The 17,451-nt window shown below is 61.8% G+C and carries 9 protein-coding genes; 3 read left to right on the top strand and 6 right to left on the bottom strand.

The genetic code is table 11. From position 1 onward, the window contains the following. Window positions 1–92: 92 nt before the first annotated feature. Genes AC3WP7_RS22365 through AC3WP7_RS22375 form a run of 3 tightly spaced genes read right to left on the bottom strand, consistent with a single transcriptional unit; the run spans window position 93 to window position 4,276 of the window. Entirely contained in the window at window positions 93–1,154 is a 1,062-nt protein-coding gene (locus tag AC3WP7_RS22365; RefSeq protein ID WP_102593258.1) for a lipocalin-like domain-containing protein, read from the bottom strand. Then, window positions 1,144–3,606 (bottom strand): ABC transporter permease, encoded by a 2,463-nt coding sequence (locus AC3WP7_RS22370; RefSeq protein WP_092244578.1) that lies wholly within the window; start codon window positions 3,604–3,606, stop codon window positions 1,144–1,146. Before AC3WP7_RS22370 ends, AC3WP7_RS22365 begins: the two co-directional genes overlap by 11 nt. Before the next feature lies 1 nt (window position 3,607). Next, the gene (locus AC3WP7_RS22375; protein ID WP_092244575.1) at window positions 3,608–4,276 is read right to left on the bottom strand and encodes an ABC transporter ATP-binding protein; all 669 of its coding nucleotides are present in this window, start codon (window positions 4,274–4,276) and stop codon (window positions 3,608–3,610) included. A 275-nt stretch (window positions 4,277–4,551) separates the two neighbouring features. On the opposite strand from AC3WP7_RS22375, the gene pmrG reads away from it, so the two are divergent. The 3 genes from pmrG to AC3WP7_RS22390 all read left to right on the top strand — a co-directional run bounded on the left by pmrG (window position 4,552) and on the right by AC3WP7_RS22390 (window position 8,579). After that, the gene (gene pmrG / locus AC3WP7_RS22380) at window positions 4,552–5,229 is read left to right on the top strand and encodes a lipopolysaccharide core heptose(II)-phosphate phosphatase PmrG (protein WP_172963369.1); all 678 of its coding nucleotides are present in this window, start codon (window positions 4,552–4,554) and stop codon (window positions 5,227–5,229) included. A gap of 174 nt (window positions 5,230–5,403) precedes the next feature. Beyond that, window positions 5,404–7,059, top strand: coding sequence for a lipid IV(A) 4-amino-4-deoxy-L-arabinosyltransferase (gene arnT, locus AC3WP7_RS22385; protein ID WP_102593259.1), 1,656 nt, complete (start codon window positions 5,404–5,406; stop codon window positions 7,057–7,059). Next, window positions 7,059–8,579 (top strand): ArnT family glycosyltransferase, encoded by a 1,521-nt coding sequence (locus AC3WP7_RS22390; RefSeq protein WP_102593260.1) that lies wholly within the window; start codon window positions 7,059–7,061, stop codon window positions 8,577–8,579. Before arnT ends, AC3WP7_RS22390 begins: the two co-directional genes overlap by 1 nt. An 8-nt stretch (window positions 8,580–8,587) precedes the next feature. On the opposite strand, the gene AC3WP7_RS22395 is transcribed toward AC3WP7_RS22390, so the two are convergent. The 3 genes from AC3WP7_RS22395 to AC3WP7_RS22405 all read right to left on the bottom strand — a co-directional run bounded on the left by AC3WP7_RS22395 (window position 8,588) and on the right by AC3WP7_RS22405 (window position 16,998). Beyond that, window positions 8,588–9,301 (bottom strand): AAA family ATPase, encoded by a 714-nt coding sequence (locus tag AC3WP7_RS22395; RefSeq protein ID WP_102593261.1) that lies wholly within the window; start codon window positions 9,299–9,301, stop codon window positions 8,588–8,590. Then, window positions 9,301–10,044 carry an ABC transporter permease gene (locus AC3WP7_RS22400; RefSeq protein ID WP_102593262.1) on the bottom strand — a complete coding sequence of 248 codons (744 nt, stop codon included), beginning with the start codon at window positions 10,042–10,044 and terminating at the stop codon, window positions 9,301–9,303. Before AC3WP7_RS22400 ends, AC3WP7_RS22395 begins: the two co-directional genes overlap by 1 nt. A gap of 744 nt (window positions 10,045–10,788) precedes the next feature. Continuing rightward, complete coding sequence (locus tag AC3WP7_RS22405; RefSeq protein WP_102592893.1) at window positions 10,789–16,998, bottom strand: non-ribosomal peptide synthetase; 6,210 nt, start codon at window positions 16,996–16,998, stop codon at window positions 10,789–10,791. Between the last annotated feature and the right edge of the window lie 453 nt (window positions 16,999–17,451).

A 17,451-nucleotide genomic window follows, 5' to 3' on the forward strand; every position in this document is an offset into this window, starting at 1 on the left:
AGCGCCTAGGCCCCGGACACACGTCCAGGGGGGGCGATTTACATTTGGGAAGCTGCCTACGCAGCAAAGAAATACAGCCTACGGAAACAACCCTAATACCCGGTCATTTCCAGGTAACCCACCCCGCCCTCGAACTGCACCGGGCCTTCCCAGTACGGGATACTCAGGTTCATCCAGGCATTCGGGTTGACTGCTTGCGTAGTGATATCCAGCTGCTTGCCGGGGATTTTCAGCGACCAGCGGGTGGGGATCTTGCGCCCTTCTATGGCCGTCGTTTCCAGCGGCGTCAGTTGGATATCCGCGTTGTGCAGGGTTTGTGTATGGCCCTCGCGATCAATCCAGGTGCCGGTCAGGTAGGACGCGCCATCGGTTTGCCGTACTCGGAACAACATCAATTGCTCGCCCCGGTCCAGGTGCAGGGAAAACCAGTCCCAGCCGGTCTGGCTGGCGGTCAGCGGTTGGCTGCTCCATTCGCGGTCGAGCCAGGCCGGGCCGCTGACTTGATACACCCGGCCATCAAGGCTAACGCTGCCGCTGGCGTTGAAAAACGGTTGGCTGTAGTAGTACGAGGCCTGGCCCTGGTCGGATTTGCGGCTGTAACCGCTGTCGCCCTGCAGCACCAATGGACGGCTGGATGTCAGGTGCAGGTCGTAGGCGAATTGCGCACCGCTGGCCTTGAGTTGCATGTCCGACAAGGCGCCCATTGCACCCGGACGGGTGGCGAAATTCCAATCATCGATCCAGGCGTTGAACGGCACTGCCTGGGCTCCGGCCTGGCCGACGCCACCGCGTGCGTAACGCTCGGCGGCGTAATGGTGGGTGGCGGACGTGACGGCCGCGTGGCCGAGCCACACGGTGGAGTCATGCCAGCCTGCTTGCACCGGCCCGGCCTTGAGTGCATTGCGAAACAACGTCCATTGCACGCCAAATACATTGCCCTGCGCGTCCTTGAGATTGGCCGTGACGTACCACCATTCGATACGAAAGTCCGCATGGGGGCCATGATCCTCGGGGAAGCTGAACACCTTGCCCGGTACCACCTGGGCAAAGTCCGCCGCGTCGCTGCCCAGGCCGGCAAAGCTTTCCTGTGGCGCGGGCACTTTGTCGCAAGCGGCCAGTAACAGACACACCACCAACAGGGGCTTAATCTTCATGGGCAAACGTCCTCAACAAATCCGCAGGACGGCTGCGGTACAACTGCCACAACGGCCAGGCCGACGCCAGCAAGGTCGCCAGCATCGCCAGCCCTAGCAATTGCGCCAGCTGCCACGGGAACACCTGCAATGGCAGGCGCCAGCCAAACGCCTGCACGTTGATCACTGCATCCAGGCACCACGCCAACAGCAGGCCGAGCGGTACGGCCAGCACCAACGTGAGCACCGCCAGCAGCCAGGTCTGGCCGAGGTTGAGCAGCATCAATTGCCGACGCGTGACGCCCAATGCCCACAGCGGTGCGAGCTGGCCCAGGCGGCTCTGGCTCTGGGTCAACAGGCTGATGAACAACGCCACGCCGGCCACGCCCAAGGTCAGGCTGTTCAGGGCAGCGGTGGCGGCGAAGGTGCGCTCGAACACCTGGCTCGACCAGCCCTTGAGTTGTTGCTGATCGACGATACGGTTGTCGTCCAGGGCAAAGGCGCGCTGCACCTCACGTACCAGCGGCGCCACGTCCGACGGTGACACCCGCAGGTTGAAACGCGCCGGTGACAGCGTCGGCCAGTGCGCCAGCAGATGTTGTGAGCTGACCAGCACATGCCCCTTGGGATTGCCGTAGTCGGCGTAAATCCCCACCACCTTCGGTGACCACACACCCTGGGGCGTGGGGATGTTCACGGCATCGCCCAGTTTCACCCCGAGCCGGCGCGCCAGTTGCTCGCTGAGCATCAAGGTGTCGCCCTTCTGCAACTGGTCCCAGGGTTCGCTCGTGGCCTCCAGCAGCGGCCAATGCTGACGGTAGGTGGGATCGTCGACCACGCCAAACAGGTCCGCCGGCCAGCCCTGCACTTGCACGGCGACCTGCCAGGTGGGCAGCACGGCCTGCACTAACGGCTGTTGCGTCAGCCAGGTGCCGAGTTGTTCGGCCTGGGCAGGGCTTTGTGGGTTGAGATACAACTCGGCAGTCAGGCGCTGCTCCAGCCAGTTGTTGAAGGTATGACGAAAACCCGAGGTCATGGAGCCTGCGCCGATGTTCGCGGCCAGGGCCAAGAGCAGCGCCATCAGGGCCAGGCTCAAGGCCGGCAACTGCTGGCGGCAGTCGGCGAGAAACCACTGGCCGAGCACCGAACGGCTACGCCCCAACACGGCCTTGAGCAGGCCGTTGAGCAGCACCGGCAACCCCAGGGCGGCGCCAAGCAGCAATGCCGCCATCAGTACAAAGCCGGCAGCCAGGCTGTTACCCAGCCACAGCGCCAGCACGGCGATCAGCAACGCAGCGGCGGCCACCCACGCTTGACGACGCAACCAGCGACCGTGAGCTTCATGCCAGGCCTGGGCGTTGGCCAGCGCCAGCAAGGGCAGGCGCGCCGCCCGCCACAGGCTGCCGGCACCGGCGAGCACCGCACCGAGCAGGCTCAAGCCCAGCCCCGCGCCCCACCACCACGGGCTGAGGCTCAACTGTCCCGGTACTTCAGCGCCATACAAGCCACGCAGGCTGGCGGCCACATCGGGCAATAGCAGACTGGCCAACAGGTAGCCGCTGGCGACGCCCAGCACACCACCGAGCAGCGAGAGCACGCCCAATTCCACGCTCAAGCTCACAATCAGCAGGCGCACGCTGACCCCACACGCGCGCAACGTGCGCAGCAGCCCGCGCCGTTGCTCCAGGGCCAGGCCGATGGCGGCATGCACGATGAACAGCCCCACCACGAAGGACAGGAAGCCCAGCGCGTCGAGGTTCAGGTGAAAGCTCTCGGTGAGGCGAGCGAGGTTATTGTCCTCGCCTTGCTTGAGTTGCAACCCGGCGGGCGGCGTGGGTTGGCTGGCCGCGAACGCCTTGTCCACCAGCAGCCGCGACAGGCGCTCAGGCATCTGCAGCACGGGCTGGGCGAAACCGATGTCGGTGAGCAACAGGCCGGGCGCCATGTCTGCTTGGGCTTGCAATGGCGGCAGTGTGCGGCCGCCCACAGTGGTCGGTTGCTGGCCTTCGCGCAGCCCCAAGGCCTGCAAGGTCTGCGGCGCGATCCAGGTACGCCCCGGCGGGTCAAGGAAGGCGAGCATCTGCGCCTGGCTCAAGCGCTGCCCTGCCACGGCGCCGCTGCCGGGCAACGACAACGGATCGATGCCCATCAACTGCAGGCGTACATCCTCCTGCCCCTTGAGCTGTACCCGCCCCTGTACCACCGGAGACACCGGCCAACCAGCGCGGCGCAATTGAGCGAAGACCGCCTGGGGGAAACTCGCCCCGTCCGGCGCACCGAGGCTGGCCTGGGGTTCGCCGCCGATCAATTGGCTGGCGCGGGCATAGCTGTCACGCGCCTGGCTGTTGAGGGCTTGCACGCCGATCAACAGCGCGGTCGCCAGCCAGAGGCCGGTGAGCACGCTGAAAAACTGCACGGGATGCCGTCGCCAGTGGCTGAGCAATGCGCGCAAGGTCCACTGAAATACCGCCATCTCAGGCGGCGCCTGCGGCTAGGACGCGCCCACGCTGCAACACCACCTGGCGGTCCAGTCGTGCAGCGATGCGCGGGCTGTGGGTGACCATCAACAGGCTGGTGGGGCTGTCGCGCAAGAGGTCCAGCAACAGTTGCAGCACTTCGTCGCTGGTCGCCTCGTCCAGGTTGCCGGTGGGCTCGTCGGCCAACAACAGGCCCGGGCGTGACGCCAATGCGCGCCCCACCGCCACCCGTTGCTGCTGGCCGCCGGAGAGTTGTTCCGGGTAGCGCTTGAGCAAATCCCCAAGGCCCAGGCGCTCGACCAATTGCGCCTGCCACTGCGGGTCAAAGCGCCCCGCCAGCCGCGCCTGGAACGCCAGGTTATCCTCGACCCGCAAGCTGCCGATCAGGTTGAACTGCTGGAACACCAGACCGATTTCGGTACGTCGCCAATGGGCCAGTTGCGCTTCGCTCAGTTGGTCAAGGCGCTGCTCGCCCACCTGGATGCTGCCGCCATCCACACGGTCGAGCCCGGCCACCAGGTGCAGCAAAGTGCTCTTGCCGCTGCCCGACTCGCCCATCAGCGCCAGACTGCTGCGCCGGCCCAGGTGCAGATCGACACCGGCCAACACTGCCAAAGGCCCCTGGGGGGTGGCATAGCTTTTGGTCACACCTTGCACCTGCAACATGACAACACTCGTTTGATGGGCGGCCATCGAGAATAACGGCTACCGCCCAAGGCCACGCAAATTTTTCACATGGATTTCACCGGCTGCCCACCCGCGCCTCTTTAAATTACCCACCAAGCATCACTTGTCGGCAACTTGTTAGTTGCCCTTTTTCACAACTTTTTACATGCAAGGTGTTCAGCGAAAAGACAGCCGTCGTGTGACAGCCTCTGGTCCCACTAAGGACATTCGCTAAAACGTTGCGCCTAACTAATACAACACTGCCAACAATGCCCATGGTGAATGAAGTGGTTGACCTTACCCTGACCAAACCGCGCTCGCCCCGGGACTTTTTCAAGCGTTTGCAACGACTCTGGCTGGGACTTGCGGTGGTTGGCCTGCTGCTGGTTTGCAGCCTGTTCTGGCCGGCGTCGCCACGGGACCTGGGCATCGGCGACCGCCTGCTGACCTCGCAAGTGATGCCGCTGTGGCGCGACGGCGACCTGATCGTACTGGTGCGCCATGAAGAGCGCTGCGACCGCTCCACCAACCCGTGCCTGGGCCCGGTGGAAGGCCTCACAGTGCACGGCAGCCAACAGGCCGAAAAGCTCGGCAACGCCTTTAAATCCATGGGGATGGACACCAGCGATGTGCTTGCCAGCCCGGCTATCCGCACGGCGCAGACCCTGCGTTTCATGTTCGACAAAAACGAGCTGACCTCGGGCCAACAGGCCATCTGCGGCACGGCCATGGGCGAGGAATTGCTCAGTCAAAAGACCCCCGGACGCAACCTGGTGTTCGTCACCCACAGTGGTTGCATCGCCGACTTCGAAAAAACCCAGGGCTTCCCCCATGCCACATTCCCCGAATACGGCAGCGCATTATTCGTGCAGGCATTGCCCAACGGCAAATTGAAGATCCTGGGCATCGTCAACAACCCGGATTGGCCTGCCGCGCTAAAACAGACTCACTAACTTACCCGCCGCCCTGTTCAGCAAAAAGACAGCCCTGTTCTGGCATGTTTAGTTGCGCCTTTTAAATAAGGACATCATGAATATTTTCTGCAATTGCGTGAACGCTGTGACTTTTCCAACTATTAATTCATTACTTGAAACCTACATCACTGAGCGTCAGGGAGCGACGTTTGCATGACCCGACTAAAATCCCTGACGGTATTACTGCTGGCCTTCGTTGCGTTTTACCTGCTGCCCCTGGGCCTGCACGGCCTGTGGACCCCGGACGAAACCCGCTACGCCCAGATCAGCCAGGAAATGCTCCAGAGCGGTAACTGGGTGGTGCCGCACTTCATGGGCATCCGCTACTTCGAAAAACCCGCCGGCGGCTACTGGTTGATTGCCCTGGGCCAGGCGGTGTTTGGTCAAAACCTGTTCGGAGTGCGCATCGCCTCGGCGCTGACCACCGGCTTGAGCGTGCTGCTGGCCTACCTGATCGCCCGTCGCCTGTGGAACGACCCGCGCAAGAGCTTCGCCTGTGCCCTGCTCTACCTGAGCTTCGGCCTGGTCGCCGGGCAGGCGGGGTACTCCAACCTCGATCCGCAATTCACGCTTTGGGTCAACCTGAGTCTGGTAGCCCTGTGGTTTGCCCTCGATAGTGCCACGCTGCGCGGCCGCCTCTGGGCCTGGGTCATCGTGGGCCTGGCCTGCGCCATGGGGTTCATGACCAAGGGCTTTCTGGCCTTGGCGCTGCCGGTGCTGATTGCCGTGCCGTACATGCTCTGGCAGCGTCGCCTGGGCGAGTTGCTGCGCTATGGCCCGTTGGCGATGGTGGTCGCAGTACTGGTGTGCCTGCCATGGGCGCTGGCCATCCACCTTCAGGAACCCGACTTCTGGCGCTTCTTTTTCTGGAATGAACACATTCGCCGCTTCAGCGCCTACAACGCGCAGCATGTGCGGCCCTGGTGGTTCTTCCTGCCGATTATCGCCGTGTCCAGCCTGCCGTGGGCGGGACTGCTGCCGACGACTCTGCGCAAGACCTGGCAGGAAAAGCGCCAGCCGGCGATCACGTTCCTGGCGTTGTGGCTGCTGCTGCCCCTGGGCCTGTTCAGCTTGAGCAGAGGCAAGCTGCCGACCTACATCATGCCGTGCCTGCTGCCCCTGGCATTGCTGATGGGCCATACGCTGATCGACCTGGTCAAGCAGGGTAAAGCCCGCACGATCTGCCTCAATGGCCTGTTCAACTTCATGATCGGCATGGCGGCCATGATCGGCCTGATCTACCTGCAAATCGCCCGGCCGCTGTACAGCAACAGCCACGCCGAGATGTTCAGCTTGTCCCTGGCCTTCATCGTGTTGCTGGTGTGGATTCTCGCCAACCTGCTGCAAGTGATTCGCCCGCTGACCCTGTGGGCGATGCCTGCAATGGGTATCGGCGTTCTGGTGATCCTGCTGCCGGCAAGCATGCCGTCATGGATCGCGGACAACGAAATGCCCGACCAGTTTGTGCTTGAACACCTGGAAGAACTGCAACAGACCCACGCCCTGCTCAGCAACGAACTGGGCGGTGCCAGCGCCCTGGCCTGGCGCTTGAAACGACCGGAAGTCGCGTTGTATGACACCGAGGGCGAGCTGCGCTACGGCTTGCAGTACGCAGGCTCGGTGCAGCGCAAAGTGGAACTGGACGGGGTCCAGGCCTGGCTCAAGGACGCGCGCCAGCACGGCTCGGTGGGCGTGCTGCTGCGGGTCAACAGCACCAGTGAAATGCGTGAAGCCGGGCAACTGCCGCCAGGCGGTAAACGTTACTACAAGGGTTATCTCGAGCTGATCATCTATCCGAGCCTGCCCTGATGACGACTGTGTGGAAGAGCGAACGCGGCGCCCTGCTGCTATTGCTGGGCGTCACCGCGCTGCTGCTGCTCACCGGCCTCGGCGCACGCGACCTGTGGGGCCCGGAGACCCGCTGGGCGAACATCGCCTTGCAGATGCTGCAAAGCGGTGACTACTTCGACCCCTATCTCAAGGGCACCCCCTATTACGACAAGCCCCTGCCCTCCTACTGGCTGATCACCGCCACGGCCCACCTGATGGGTGGCCTCGGGCCGTGGTCACTGCGCTTGCCCTCGGTGATCGGCGCCTGGCTGAGCGTGTGGCTGGTCTACCTGCTCGGTGAGCAACTGATGCGCAAAGGCACCGGGCTGATCGCCGGCTGGATGCTCGCCACCACCTTCTACTTTCTGTTCTGGGCGCGGGTGGCCACGGCGGATGTGCTGACGGTGTGTGGCGTGCTGGCCGCGGTCTGGTGGTACTGGCGTGGACCAGAGGACACCCGGCTGGGTCGCTATACCGTGTTTTTCCTGTTGCTGGCCGTGACCTCGCTGTTCAAGGGCTTGATCGGCTTTGTGCTGCCAGGCCTGGTCCTGCTGCCGCACCTGCTCGGCGAGCAGCGCTACAAGCAGCATCTCAACCTGCGCCTGGTGCTCGCCCTGCTGATCGCCGCCGCGGTGTATGCCGTGCCGTTCGTGCTGTCGCATGTCTACGGTGCGCCGACCTATGGGCAAAGCGGCCTGGCCCTGGTATTCCGCGAAAATGTGGTGCGATTCTTCGACCCCTTCGACCACATGGGGCCGATCTACACCTACCTGATCTACCTGCCCGCCTACACCCTGCCGTGGCTGCCGTGCTGGCTGCTCGGCCTGTGGCTGGCGCTGCGGCACTGGCGCCAGACCCCGCCCAACGTGCGATGGCTGGTGTGGGGCCTGGGCCTGTTGTTTGTGTTCTTCACCGCCAGTGGCAGCCGGCGCAGCTACTACGTGTTGCCACTGGTGCCCTTCGCTCAGTTGCTCGGCGCCTGGTGGCTCAGCGAACGCCTGCAAGCCAGGCCCGCCAGCCGGCCGCGCTGGTACAAAGGGTTCGCCTGCGCCGCCGTGTTGATGCTGCTGGTCATTGGCGTGGCCTATCCATGGAGCAACGGCAATGGCGGCGTCACCCGCCTGGCCGAGGATGTGCGCACCGAAGCAATCAAAAGCGCGCCTTGGGATAAGTGGCAAATGGTGCTGGTGGAAGTGGACAACAAGGTGCCGATGTACCTGCAAAACAGTGGCGAGCCGTTCTACTACGTGGCCGAGACCCAGGACTTCCCGCGCCAGGGCGACAGCGCGGCGTTCATGGCCTGGCTGCAAAAAACCAGCGGCAAGGCCTTCGATCCGCAGCGCACGATCATCGTCGCGCAGTATTCCAAGGATGATCCGACGCCGTTGGCGTACCTGGGCGCAGATCACCAGGTCATCACCACCCAGCCGGACAATGGCGAGCGTTTGTTTCAAAAACGGCAGGACGGCAACGTGGCGTTCGTTCCCTTGCCTGAATAGAAGCGGTCTTATCCTTTTGGCAGGCTGGCGGCATGGATAAATGCCTCATCCAGGCTTTGGGCGTCGTAGGCGCCCATGAAGCCTTGCGCATCAGTGAAACGGTTGAATCGCCTTTGGCTCAGCATGTAAAAGTCATCGCAATGCGCGACGATTTCATCGACGTTGTGTGATGAAACCAACACCGCGACACCCTCTGCCGCCGCCCCCTCCAGACAACGCCAGATGTGATAACGAAACTCTGGATCCACACCCGCCGTGGGTTCATCCAGTATCACCAGGTCCGCGTTGGCGCAGAGCAGGGACAACGTAAAAAACCAACGCTTTTCCCCATAGCTGCAGAGTGCGGATTTTTTGTTCCAGATCTCGCAGTAACGCTCTGCGATGCCGGGGCTCCATTTTTCGATTTTGTCGAGTGCATGTTGTTGGGTGACCCTGGTGTCGGAGCAAAACAGCATGGTCATTTTGAAGATGTCGAACATGCGAAATACAGAGGGTGTGCTGATGATCTGTGACAGGTACAGCAGCTTGGAAAAGGCGCTGCTTATTTCACCACCCTCTCTTTTCTTCAGGCCGCACAGCACATCAAAAAAGGTGGTTTTGCCGGAGCCGTTTGGGCCAAGAAGGCCTGATATGGAGCCGGCAGTGACTGTCAGAGAAGCCTTATGAAACACGATATGAGTTCCATACCTGACGTCAAGAGAGTCTACGAGAAGCCTTGCCATCAATAACGACTCCAAACAGGATTGATTAATAAATAACGACACATCACTAAAAACAAAAACACAAGTGAAATGGCAACAACCCAGAAAACCAAACCGCATTCAACCACGCCGTCCAACATAATCTTATTCGCCCACCACATCGGGTTAAAAAAACCGACAATAGCTAAGGCGGGACTGACTGGCCCCATACTGATGATCCCGAGAGCCAACATCGTAAGGGACAAAATTGAAAAGAGGGTGCTCGTATTTTGAAAGCCTAATGGGACAAGCGTCAGCAACAGCGCGGGTATAGAAAAAAGAAGAAAGCAAACATAAAATCGCCCTACGATCACAAGATACTCCGCGACATCAAACTCCCCTGAAAAAATTCGGGTGAGCATATAAAATACGGAGCAATACAATATTGAAACAACTGAATATGCAGAAAACTGCCCAATCAAAAAAACAACCTTCGTACGATCCGTATAAACAAAAGACCGAAGAAAACCACTTTCCCTTCGACCAACTATGTAAAAGGCAAGCCCGAACAGTGCAACATTTGAGGAAACAAAGGCGTAAAACCATGAAGTCTTCGAAAGGTAATCCACAGCCTCACTACTCAGTGGCGCACGCGCGTAGGTAAGCAAATAATAGGTAACCACTGGAGATACCACTGTCCAAAATAATGCAACAGGTTCTCTGAGTTGTTCCTTTATGAATAACGCCGCTAGCAAAGCCGGCCTCGATACGAAATAAAAGTCCATGATTGACCTCACGAAAACGGGACCATCATGCCTAGTCTAGAGCTGAGCATCGATGACTCAAGCTTCTGTGAATACTGAATTTACTTTTCTGTCGATGGAGGCTCTATTATTGAGTTATGGCAGGCCCCGCCTCCCCCATTACACCTGCCGCCCCACCACATCCTCCATTACCACCGCACCCGCCTTGAATGCCTGACGCACCTGCATTACCGGCGTACGGGTTGAACCTTTCTTCATTTTCGAAACTATAAACAAGCGCTCCGAACACTTCACTATTCATCTCAAATCTCCAGCTTTGTGCACACATTGACTTCAAGCTGCCCTTCATCAAGCAATAAAACCAAATCTAGTCCAGCGTGAGAATATCGCAACAACAATAAAAATCTTATGCGGAAAATATAACTACTAGATTTAGGAAATTTCACTCACGAACTTCGGAAGATCAACCATTGCCAAAAACATCAGGACCCTCACCAACCGTGCTTCAAAAAATCATTCCATGTAAATTTAACACCTTAGAAATTATCCAACTAATCGAAAAATCCAACACCACCGCAGGTATATCTTGCAAAACGGAACTTATTCCTACAGACGTGAAAAAAATAACCCGACAAACGGCACTGCATAATGCTAAAGACCTGCTCTCTGCGCGACGCTAACGCCGACTTCGCTCATCCATGTAATGACTACAAAAGCAGCGTATCTACGATGCGAAGCGAGTCGCTCTTGATCTGAGGCGCCCCGTCAAATCCGCCGCCGCCGCCCCAACTGCGGAATAGCCGCCTGAGGCACCTCCACCCGCTGCACCTGCGTCAACACACACCCAGCCAGTTGCGCCACCGTCGGATGACTGAACAACGCCCGCGCATCCACCTCTACCCCCGCCTTGCGCATCCGCGCCACCAGGTTCACCGCCAACAACGAATGCCCCCCCAACTCAAAGAAATGATCGTGTCGCCCCACCCGCTCCAACTTCAGCACCTCAGCCCAGATCCCGGCCATCAAGCTCTCCACGGCTCCGACCGGCGCGGCATAGGCTCGGCTCACCACCGCACCCAACCCCGGCTCCGGCAAGGCCTTGCGGTCGAGTTTGCCCGCTGGGTTGAGCGGTAATTCGTCGAGCTGCACAAACGCCGCCGGCACCATGTATTCCGGCAATTGCTCCAGCACATGGGCGCGCAACGCATCCGGGCTCGGCGCCTCGGCACGCGCGGTGAAGTACGCCACCAGGCGTTCATCGCGAATCAACACCGCCACTTCACGCAACGCCGGATGCACCAGCAGCCGTGACTCGATCTCTCCCAGCTCCAGGCGTACGCCGCGCAGTTTGACCTGGAAGTCGTTACGCCCGAGGAACTCCAGATTGCCGTCAGGCAGGTAGCGCACCAGGTCGCCAGTGCGATACAGGCGATCACCGACCACGAACGGGCTGTCGATAAAACGCTCGGCGGTCATCTGCTGCAGCCCCAGGTAACCCCGCGCCACGCCGACCCCACCGATGTGCAACTGACCGCTCACGCCCATGGGCGCCGGCGCATCGTGCTCATCCAGCACATACAGGCGCGTGTTGTTGATCGCCCGCCCGATCGGCAACTGCAATGCCGGCACCGGCGCGCCGGGTTCCAGGGTCCAGGCGCTGCTGTCCACCGTGGCTTCGGTGGGGCCGTAGACGTTATGCAGGCGCACCTTGGGCAAGCGCGCCTGCACGCCACGAGCCAGGGCTTCGGTGAGTTCGCCACCGCCGCACAGCACATCAGTGAGGCTGGTACACAGCGCTGACTCTTCCAGCTCAAGGAACTGCTGCAACATCGCCGGCACGAACTTGATCACCGTGATCTTCTGCTCGCGAATCAGCTGCGCCAGATAGGCCGGTTCGCGATGACCATCGGGCCGTGCCAACACCAGGCGCATGCCGTTGGTGAGCGGCCAGAACAGCTCCCACACGGAACCGTCGAAGCTGAACGGCGCCCGCTGCAACAGCGCGCCGCCCTCGGCATTGGGGCACAGCTGCGAGCCCCAGTGCATCAGGTTGCCGAGGCCACGGTGTTCGATCATCACGCCCTTGGGCGTACCGGTGGAGCCCGAGGTGTACATCACGTAGGCCAGGTTGGCCCCGCTCAGCCCTGGCACCAGCGGGTTGCCGACAGGTGCCTGGCTCCACGCGCAGTGGTCGAAGTCGATCACCGGGATCGACACGTCACCCGGCACGTCACGGGTGGCGGCGTGTACCAGCAGCGCCACCGGTTGGCTGTCGTGGAGCATGTAGGCCAGGCGCTCGCGCGGATAACCCGGGTCCAGCGGCACATAGGCGCCACCGGCCTTGAGGATGGCCAACAGGCCCACCACCAGCTCCAATCCACGTTCGACGCACAGCGCCACGCGGGCGTCCGGCTGCACACCGCGCTCACGCAGATGGAAGGCCAGTTGGTTGGCGCGTTCGTTGAGTTCGCGGTAGGTCAGTTGCAACTCGCCGGCCTGCACGGCGATGGCATGGGGGATATGCCGCGCATGGGCTTCGATCAGCGCCTGCACCGTGAGGGTGTCAGGGTAGTCGGTGTCGGTCGCGTTGAAGTCCACCAGCAGGGTTTTCAACTCGCCGGCGGGCAGTACCTGAACGTCGCGCAAAGGTGTCTGTGGCGCCTGGTCCAGCGTGTCCGCCAAGTTGATCAGTGTGGTTTCGAGGTAGTCGAGCAGCCGACCGGCGCCAATTTGCTGCGGCGCCTTGGCCTTGATCCGGAAACCGTTGACCGTGTCGTCCACGGTCAGCATCAGCGGGTAGCTGAGGATGTCCTCACTGCTGAGCAAGGCAATGCCCGGCACCAGGGTCAGGTCACGCTCGGCGTCGGTGTGGCGGTAGTTGAGCAGGCTGTTGAACAATGGCGACACACCGCTGCAACGCTGGGCCAGCGCCAGGGAGGCTTGTTCATGGGCAAGCAAGGCACTGAGGCGTGCGTGGGTATGCGTGAGGGCTTCGGTCACCGTGCGCCCGGCCAGGCGCACCCGCAGCGGCAGGGTGTTGATGAACATGCCCAGGGCGCGATCGGCACCCTCGCCCGCCTGCAAACGGCCGAGCAGCACGGTGCCGAAGACCACGTCATCGCGGCCGGCGATACGGCTGAGCACCTGGGCCCAGGCCAGGTGGAACAGACTGGCGGTGCTCACTCCCATACCACGCGCCTGGGCACGCAAACGTTGATTGAGGCTGTCACTCAAGCCACGCTCGGCTTCTTCGGTGTGCGCCCGATCCGCCTGGCGCTCCTGGAGACCGAAGGCCAGGGTTGGCTCGTCGACATCGCCCAACTGCTCGCGAAAGAACGCCTCGTGCGCCGCTTGACGTGCCGGCGAACGAGCTTGCACCACCACATTGCGATACGGCACCGACGCCGGTAGTTGCGCCTGTTGGCCGAGCAAGTGAGCGCGGATTTCCTGCATCAGGAGGGTGGTCGAGGTGGCGTCATTGACCAGGTGATGGAAACGCAGCCGCGCAACCCAACGCGAGTGCTGCGGCTCTTCGGCATAGTCCAGGGCCATCAGCGGCGCCTGGCGCAAATCCAGCGGCGCGGGGTCCTCGCGCAGCGGTTCAACGCGCAATTGCGCCTGGCACCACACCACTTGCATCGGTTGCTCCAGGGCTTCCCACACCAGGCTGGTGCGCAGGATATCGTGGCGGTTGATCACTTGTTGCAGGGCCTGGGCAAACGCGTCCAACTGCTCGCGCTGCGCAAAGCTGAACAGCGCCTGCTGCTGATACGGATCGCGCTCATCGGTGATGTGGTGGTAGAGCAAACCTTCCTGCAGCGGCGCCAGCGGGTAGATGTCCTGCACGTTGGCCACGCCGCCGGGAATGCTCGCGACGATCAGATCAAAGCTGGCAGGGTCGAGTTCGGCCAGGTCGGGGGCGTCCACGTCGCTGAGCTCACTTGCCGCCGCCAGGGCCGCCAGGGTCGGCTGGCCGAACAGCACCTGCACATCGGCATGCAACCCGACCTGGCGCATGCGTTGCACCAATTGCACGGCCAGCAACGAATGCCCGCCCAGTTCGAAGAAGTGGTCGTGGCGCCCAACCTGCTGCACCTGCAACAGCTCGGCCCAGATCTGCGCCAGTACGCTTTCCACGCCGAGGTGCGGCGCCTCATACAAGCGAGTGACGAACGCCTCTTGGGTCGGTGCGGGCAACGCCTTGCGATCAAGCTTGCCGTTGGCGGTCAGGGGCAACGCGTCCAACTGCACGTAGGCAGCCGGCAGCATGTAGTCGGGCAGCGATGCTTGCAGGTGGGCGCGCAAGGCTTCTATCGGCACGGCTTCACGGGGGACGAACCAGGCCAGCAACTGCCCTTCGCGGGCTTGCACCACGGCGTCCTGAATACGCGGATGCGTGGCCAGGGCCGTTTCGATTTCGCCCAACTCAATGCGCACGCCACGGATTTTCACCTGGTCGTCATTGCGCCCCAGGTACTCAAGGTTGCCGTCCGGCAGCCAGCGCACCAGGTCGCCGGTGCGGTACATGCGCCCCTGGGTAAAGGGGTCGTCGAGGAATCGCTCGGCACTGAGCTCGGGACGCTTGAGGTAACCCCGCGCGATGCCCTGGCCGCCCACGTACAGCTCCCCTGCCACCCCGATGGGCAGCGGCCGTTGCTGCGCGTCCAGCACATACACCCTGGCATTGGCGACAGGCGCGCCGATATGCAATGGCCGGCCGACGGCCATGGGGCCGGAGGTGGCGACCACCGTGGCTTCGGTAGGGCCGTAGTTGTTGATCACGGCGAAGGACTGCGCCTGGGAGAAAGAACGCAGTCGGTCGCCGCCGATCAGCAGAGTGCGCAGGGTCGGGTGGTGCAGGCCCTGGCTGAAGGCGTATTCGGCCACGGGCGTCGGCAGGAAGCAGACGTCCAGCGGCTGTGCCCGCCACCAACCGAGCAGCGCGTCGATGTCTTCGGCGCCATCATGGGCGGGCGGCAGGTGCAGCGTGGCGCCCACGCACAACGCCGGCCAGACCTCCCAGGCCATCGCATCAAAACCGAAACCGGCGACGCTGGCGGTGTGGCTGCCGGCATGCAGGTCGAAGGCCCGGCAGTGCCAGTCCACCAGGTTCGAGACGCTGTGGTGCTCGACCATCACGCCCTTGGGCAAACCGGTGGAGCCGGAGGTGTAGATCACGTAGGCCAGGTGAGAGGGGCTGACCGCGACGCGGGGGTTGGTGCCCAGGTGGAAGGTCGGGCGGTCGAGCTGGATCACCGGCACCGTCAACTGAGGCAAACGATGCAGCAAATCGTGCTGGGTCAGCACCACCACCGGGTCGCTGTCTTGCAGCAGGTAATTCAGGCGCTCGGCGGGATGGGCCGGGTCCACTGGCACGTAGCAGGCGCCGGACTTGAGGATCGCCAGCAAACCCACCAGCGTATCCAGACCACGCCGCGCCAGGATCACCACCCGGTCGTCAGGCTGCACGCCGCGCTCCAGCAGTTGATGGGCCAGCGCGTTGGCCTGCTGGTTGAGTTGGGCGTAGCTCAGGTGCCGCCCCTGGTACACCGCCGCCACGGCGTCCGGTGCGCGCGCGGCCTGGGCTTCGATGCGCGCGTGCAGGGTGTGTGGCTGGGTGACAGGCTGGGCGGTGGCGTTCCATTGCTGCAACCGCGCCTGCTCGGCGGGTGTCACCAGGGAAAAATCGCTGATCGTCAGCGCGGTGTCTTCCAGCCCCTGTTCCAGCAGCCAGGTCAGGCGCTGCGCCAGGGCCGCCACTTCATCGTGCTGGAAGTACGCCTCGTTGTAGACGCAATGCAGGCAAGCGGTGTCCTGGTAGCGATTGCTGCGCAGGTGGAGGGCCAGGGGCAGCGGCTCGTGGTGGTTGGACACTTTGACCGCACGGGCCACTGTCGTGCCGTAGCGCAGTTCATGGTCGTCCTGCTCGAAGGACACCGACAGGTCGAACAGCTGGCCGCGGTCGCTGCGACGCAGGCCCAACTCACGGTTCATCTCGCTGAGGGGGAAACGCTGGTGGCGGAAGTCCTGCTTGAGCTGGTCGCGCACCCCACGCACCACCCCGCTGAACGGCGACTGCTCATCAAACTGCAAGCGCACGGCGCTGACCTGGGTGAACAACCCGACGGTGGAGCGGAACCGTGCATTGGAACGGTTGAGAATCGGCACCCCCACCACCCATTCCCCGCGTTGGGCGGTGCGGGTGAAATACACATACAGGGCCGCCAGCAGTACATGAAACGCCGACGCCTGGTAACGGTTGGCCACCTGTTCCATTCGGTTGAGCAGTGCCACCGGAAACGCCTGCGCCAAGGTATTGCTCGCGGCCTTGGCCGTGTGCCGTGGGGTCAGCAGCGGCTCCGGAATCAAGCGGTATTTGTCCAGCCAATAGGCGCGGTCGCGGGCATAACGGGCTGACGCGTGGTAGTGCTGGTCTGCGTCGATAAAATCGATGTAGGAAGGCGCCGGCGAGTCCGGTTGTAGGCCTTGCGCCAGGGCCGTGTACAGCTGCGCGAGGGATTGCAGCATCTGGCCGAAGCCCCAGCCATCGAGGATCAGGTGATGCGCCTGGGTGCCGAGGCGGTAATGATCGTCGTCGAGCTTGACCAGGAAAAAGCGGAACAACGGCGCACCCTGCATCGCATAAGGCAGGGCCATTTGCGCCTGCATCAGGGCGTGGCTCGCGGCCTGCGGGTCGCAAGCCTTGGAAACGTCATGCAGCGCCAGGTCCACAGCCAGGGTGGCAGCGAAGGTCTGGCGAGGCAGGCCGTCGGCGTCGCTGTGCAGTTGCGTGCGCAACGCGTCGTGCCTGGCCACCAGGCATTCAACGGCGCGCTGCATCAGGCCGGGGTCAATGGCGCCGGCAAAGTCCACATAACCACCGATGTTGTACAGCGGCGAGTCGCCTGCGCGCAGTTGGTCGAGCCAGATGTCCTGCTGGGCGGCGGTAAGGGGGAAGCTGGGTGAATGCTTCATAAGATCCTTCTCATGGAGGTCAGGCACTGGCCGCGCAGGGGTGCCCATTACGACGAATGGGCCGGATTGGAGCATGGGGGCCAGGGGCTGTCTGTCACCCTAAACCCGGACATCCGAATGGATAGACCGGGCTTGGCTGATGGTTCATTGCTGAAACGATTAAAGAGTTGTAGGACATTGGCTATATCTGGCCGATGCTTTTTTGTGCGAACGCTTTCTAAAGATAATATTTTACTTATCTATCAAAGAGTTACTTAAACCTAAAAATCTCCATTGGCTATTCGTAGTGGGAATTACCTCTCAGAAATGTCGAATTAATGACGTGGTTTTTATGGCAGGTTATGTCCCTCGTTTCCGCTACATACGTAGGACAAATCCACTGGCTAAATACACTTTCGAATACCGACTCTGGTGTGTGAGCAACGGATCGCCCCGCAGAGGCCCAGAGGGTCT

This window comes from Pseudomonas sp. FW305-3-2-15-C-LB1 (assembly GCF_058787615.1).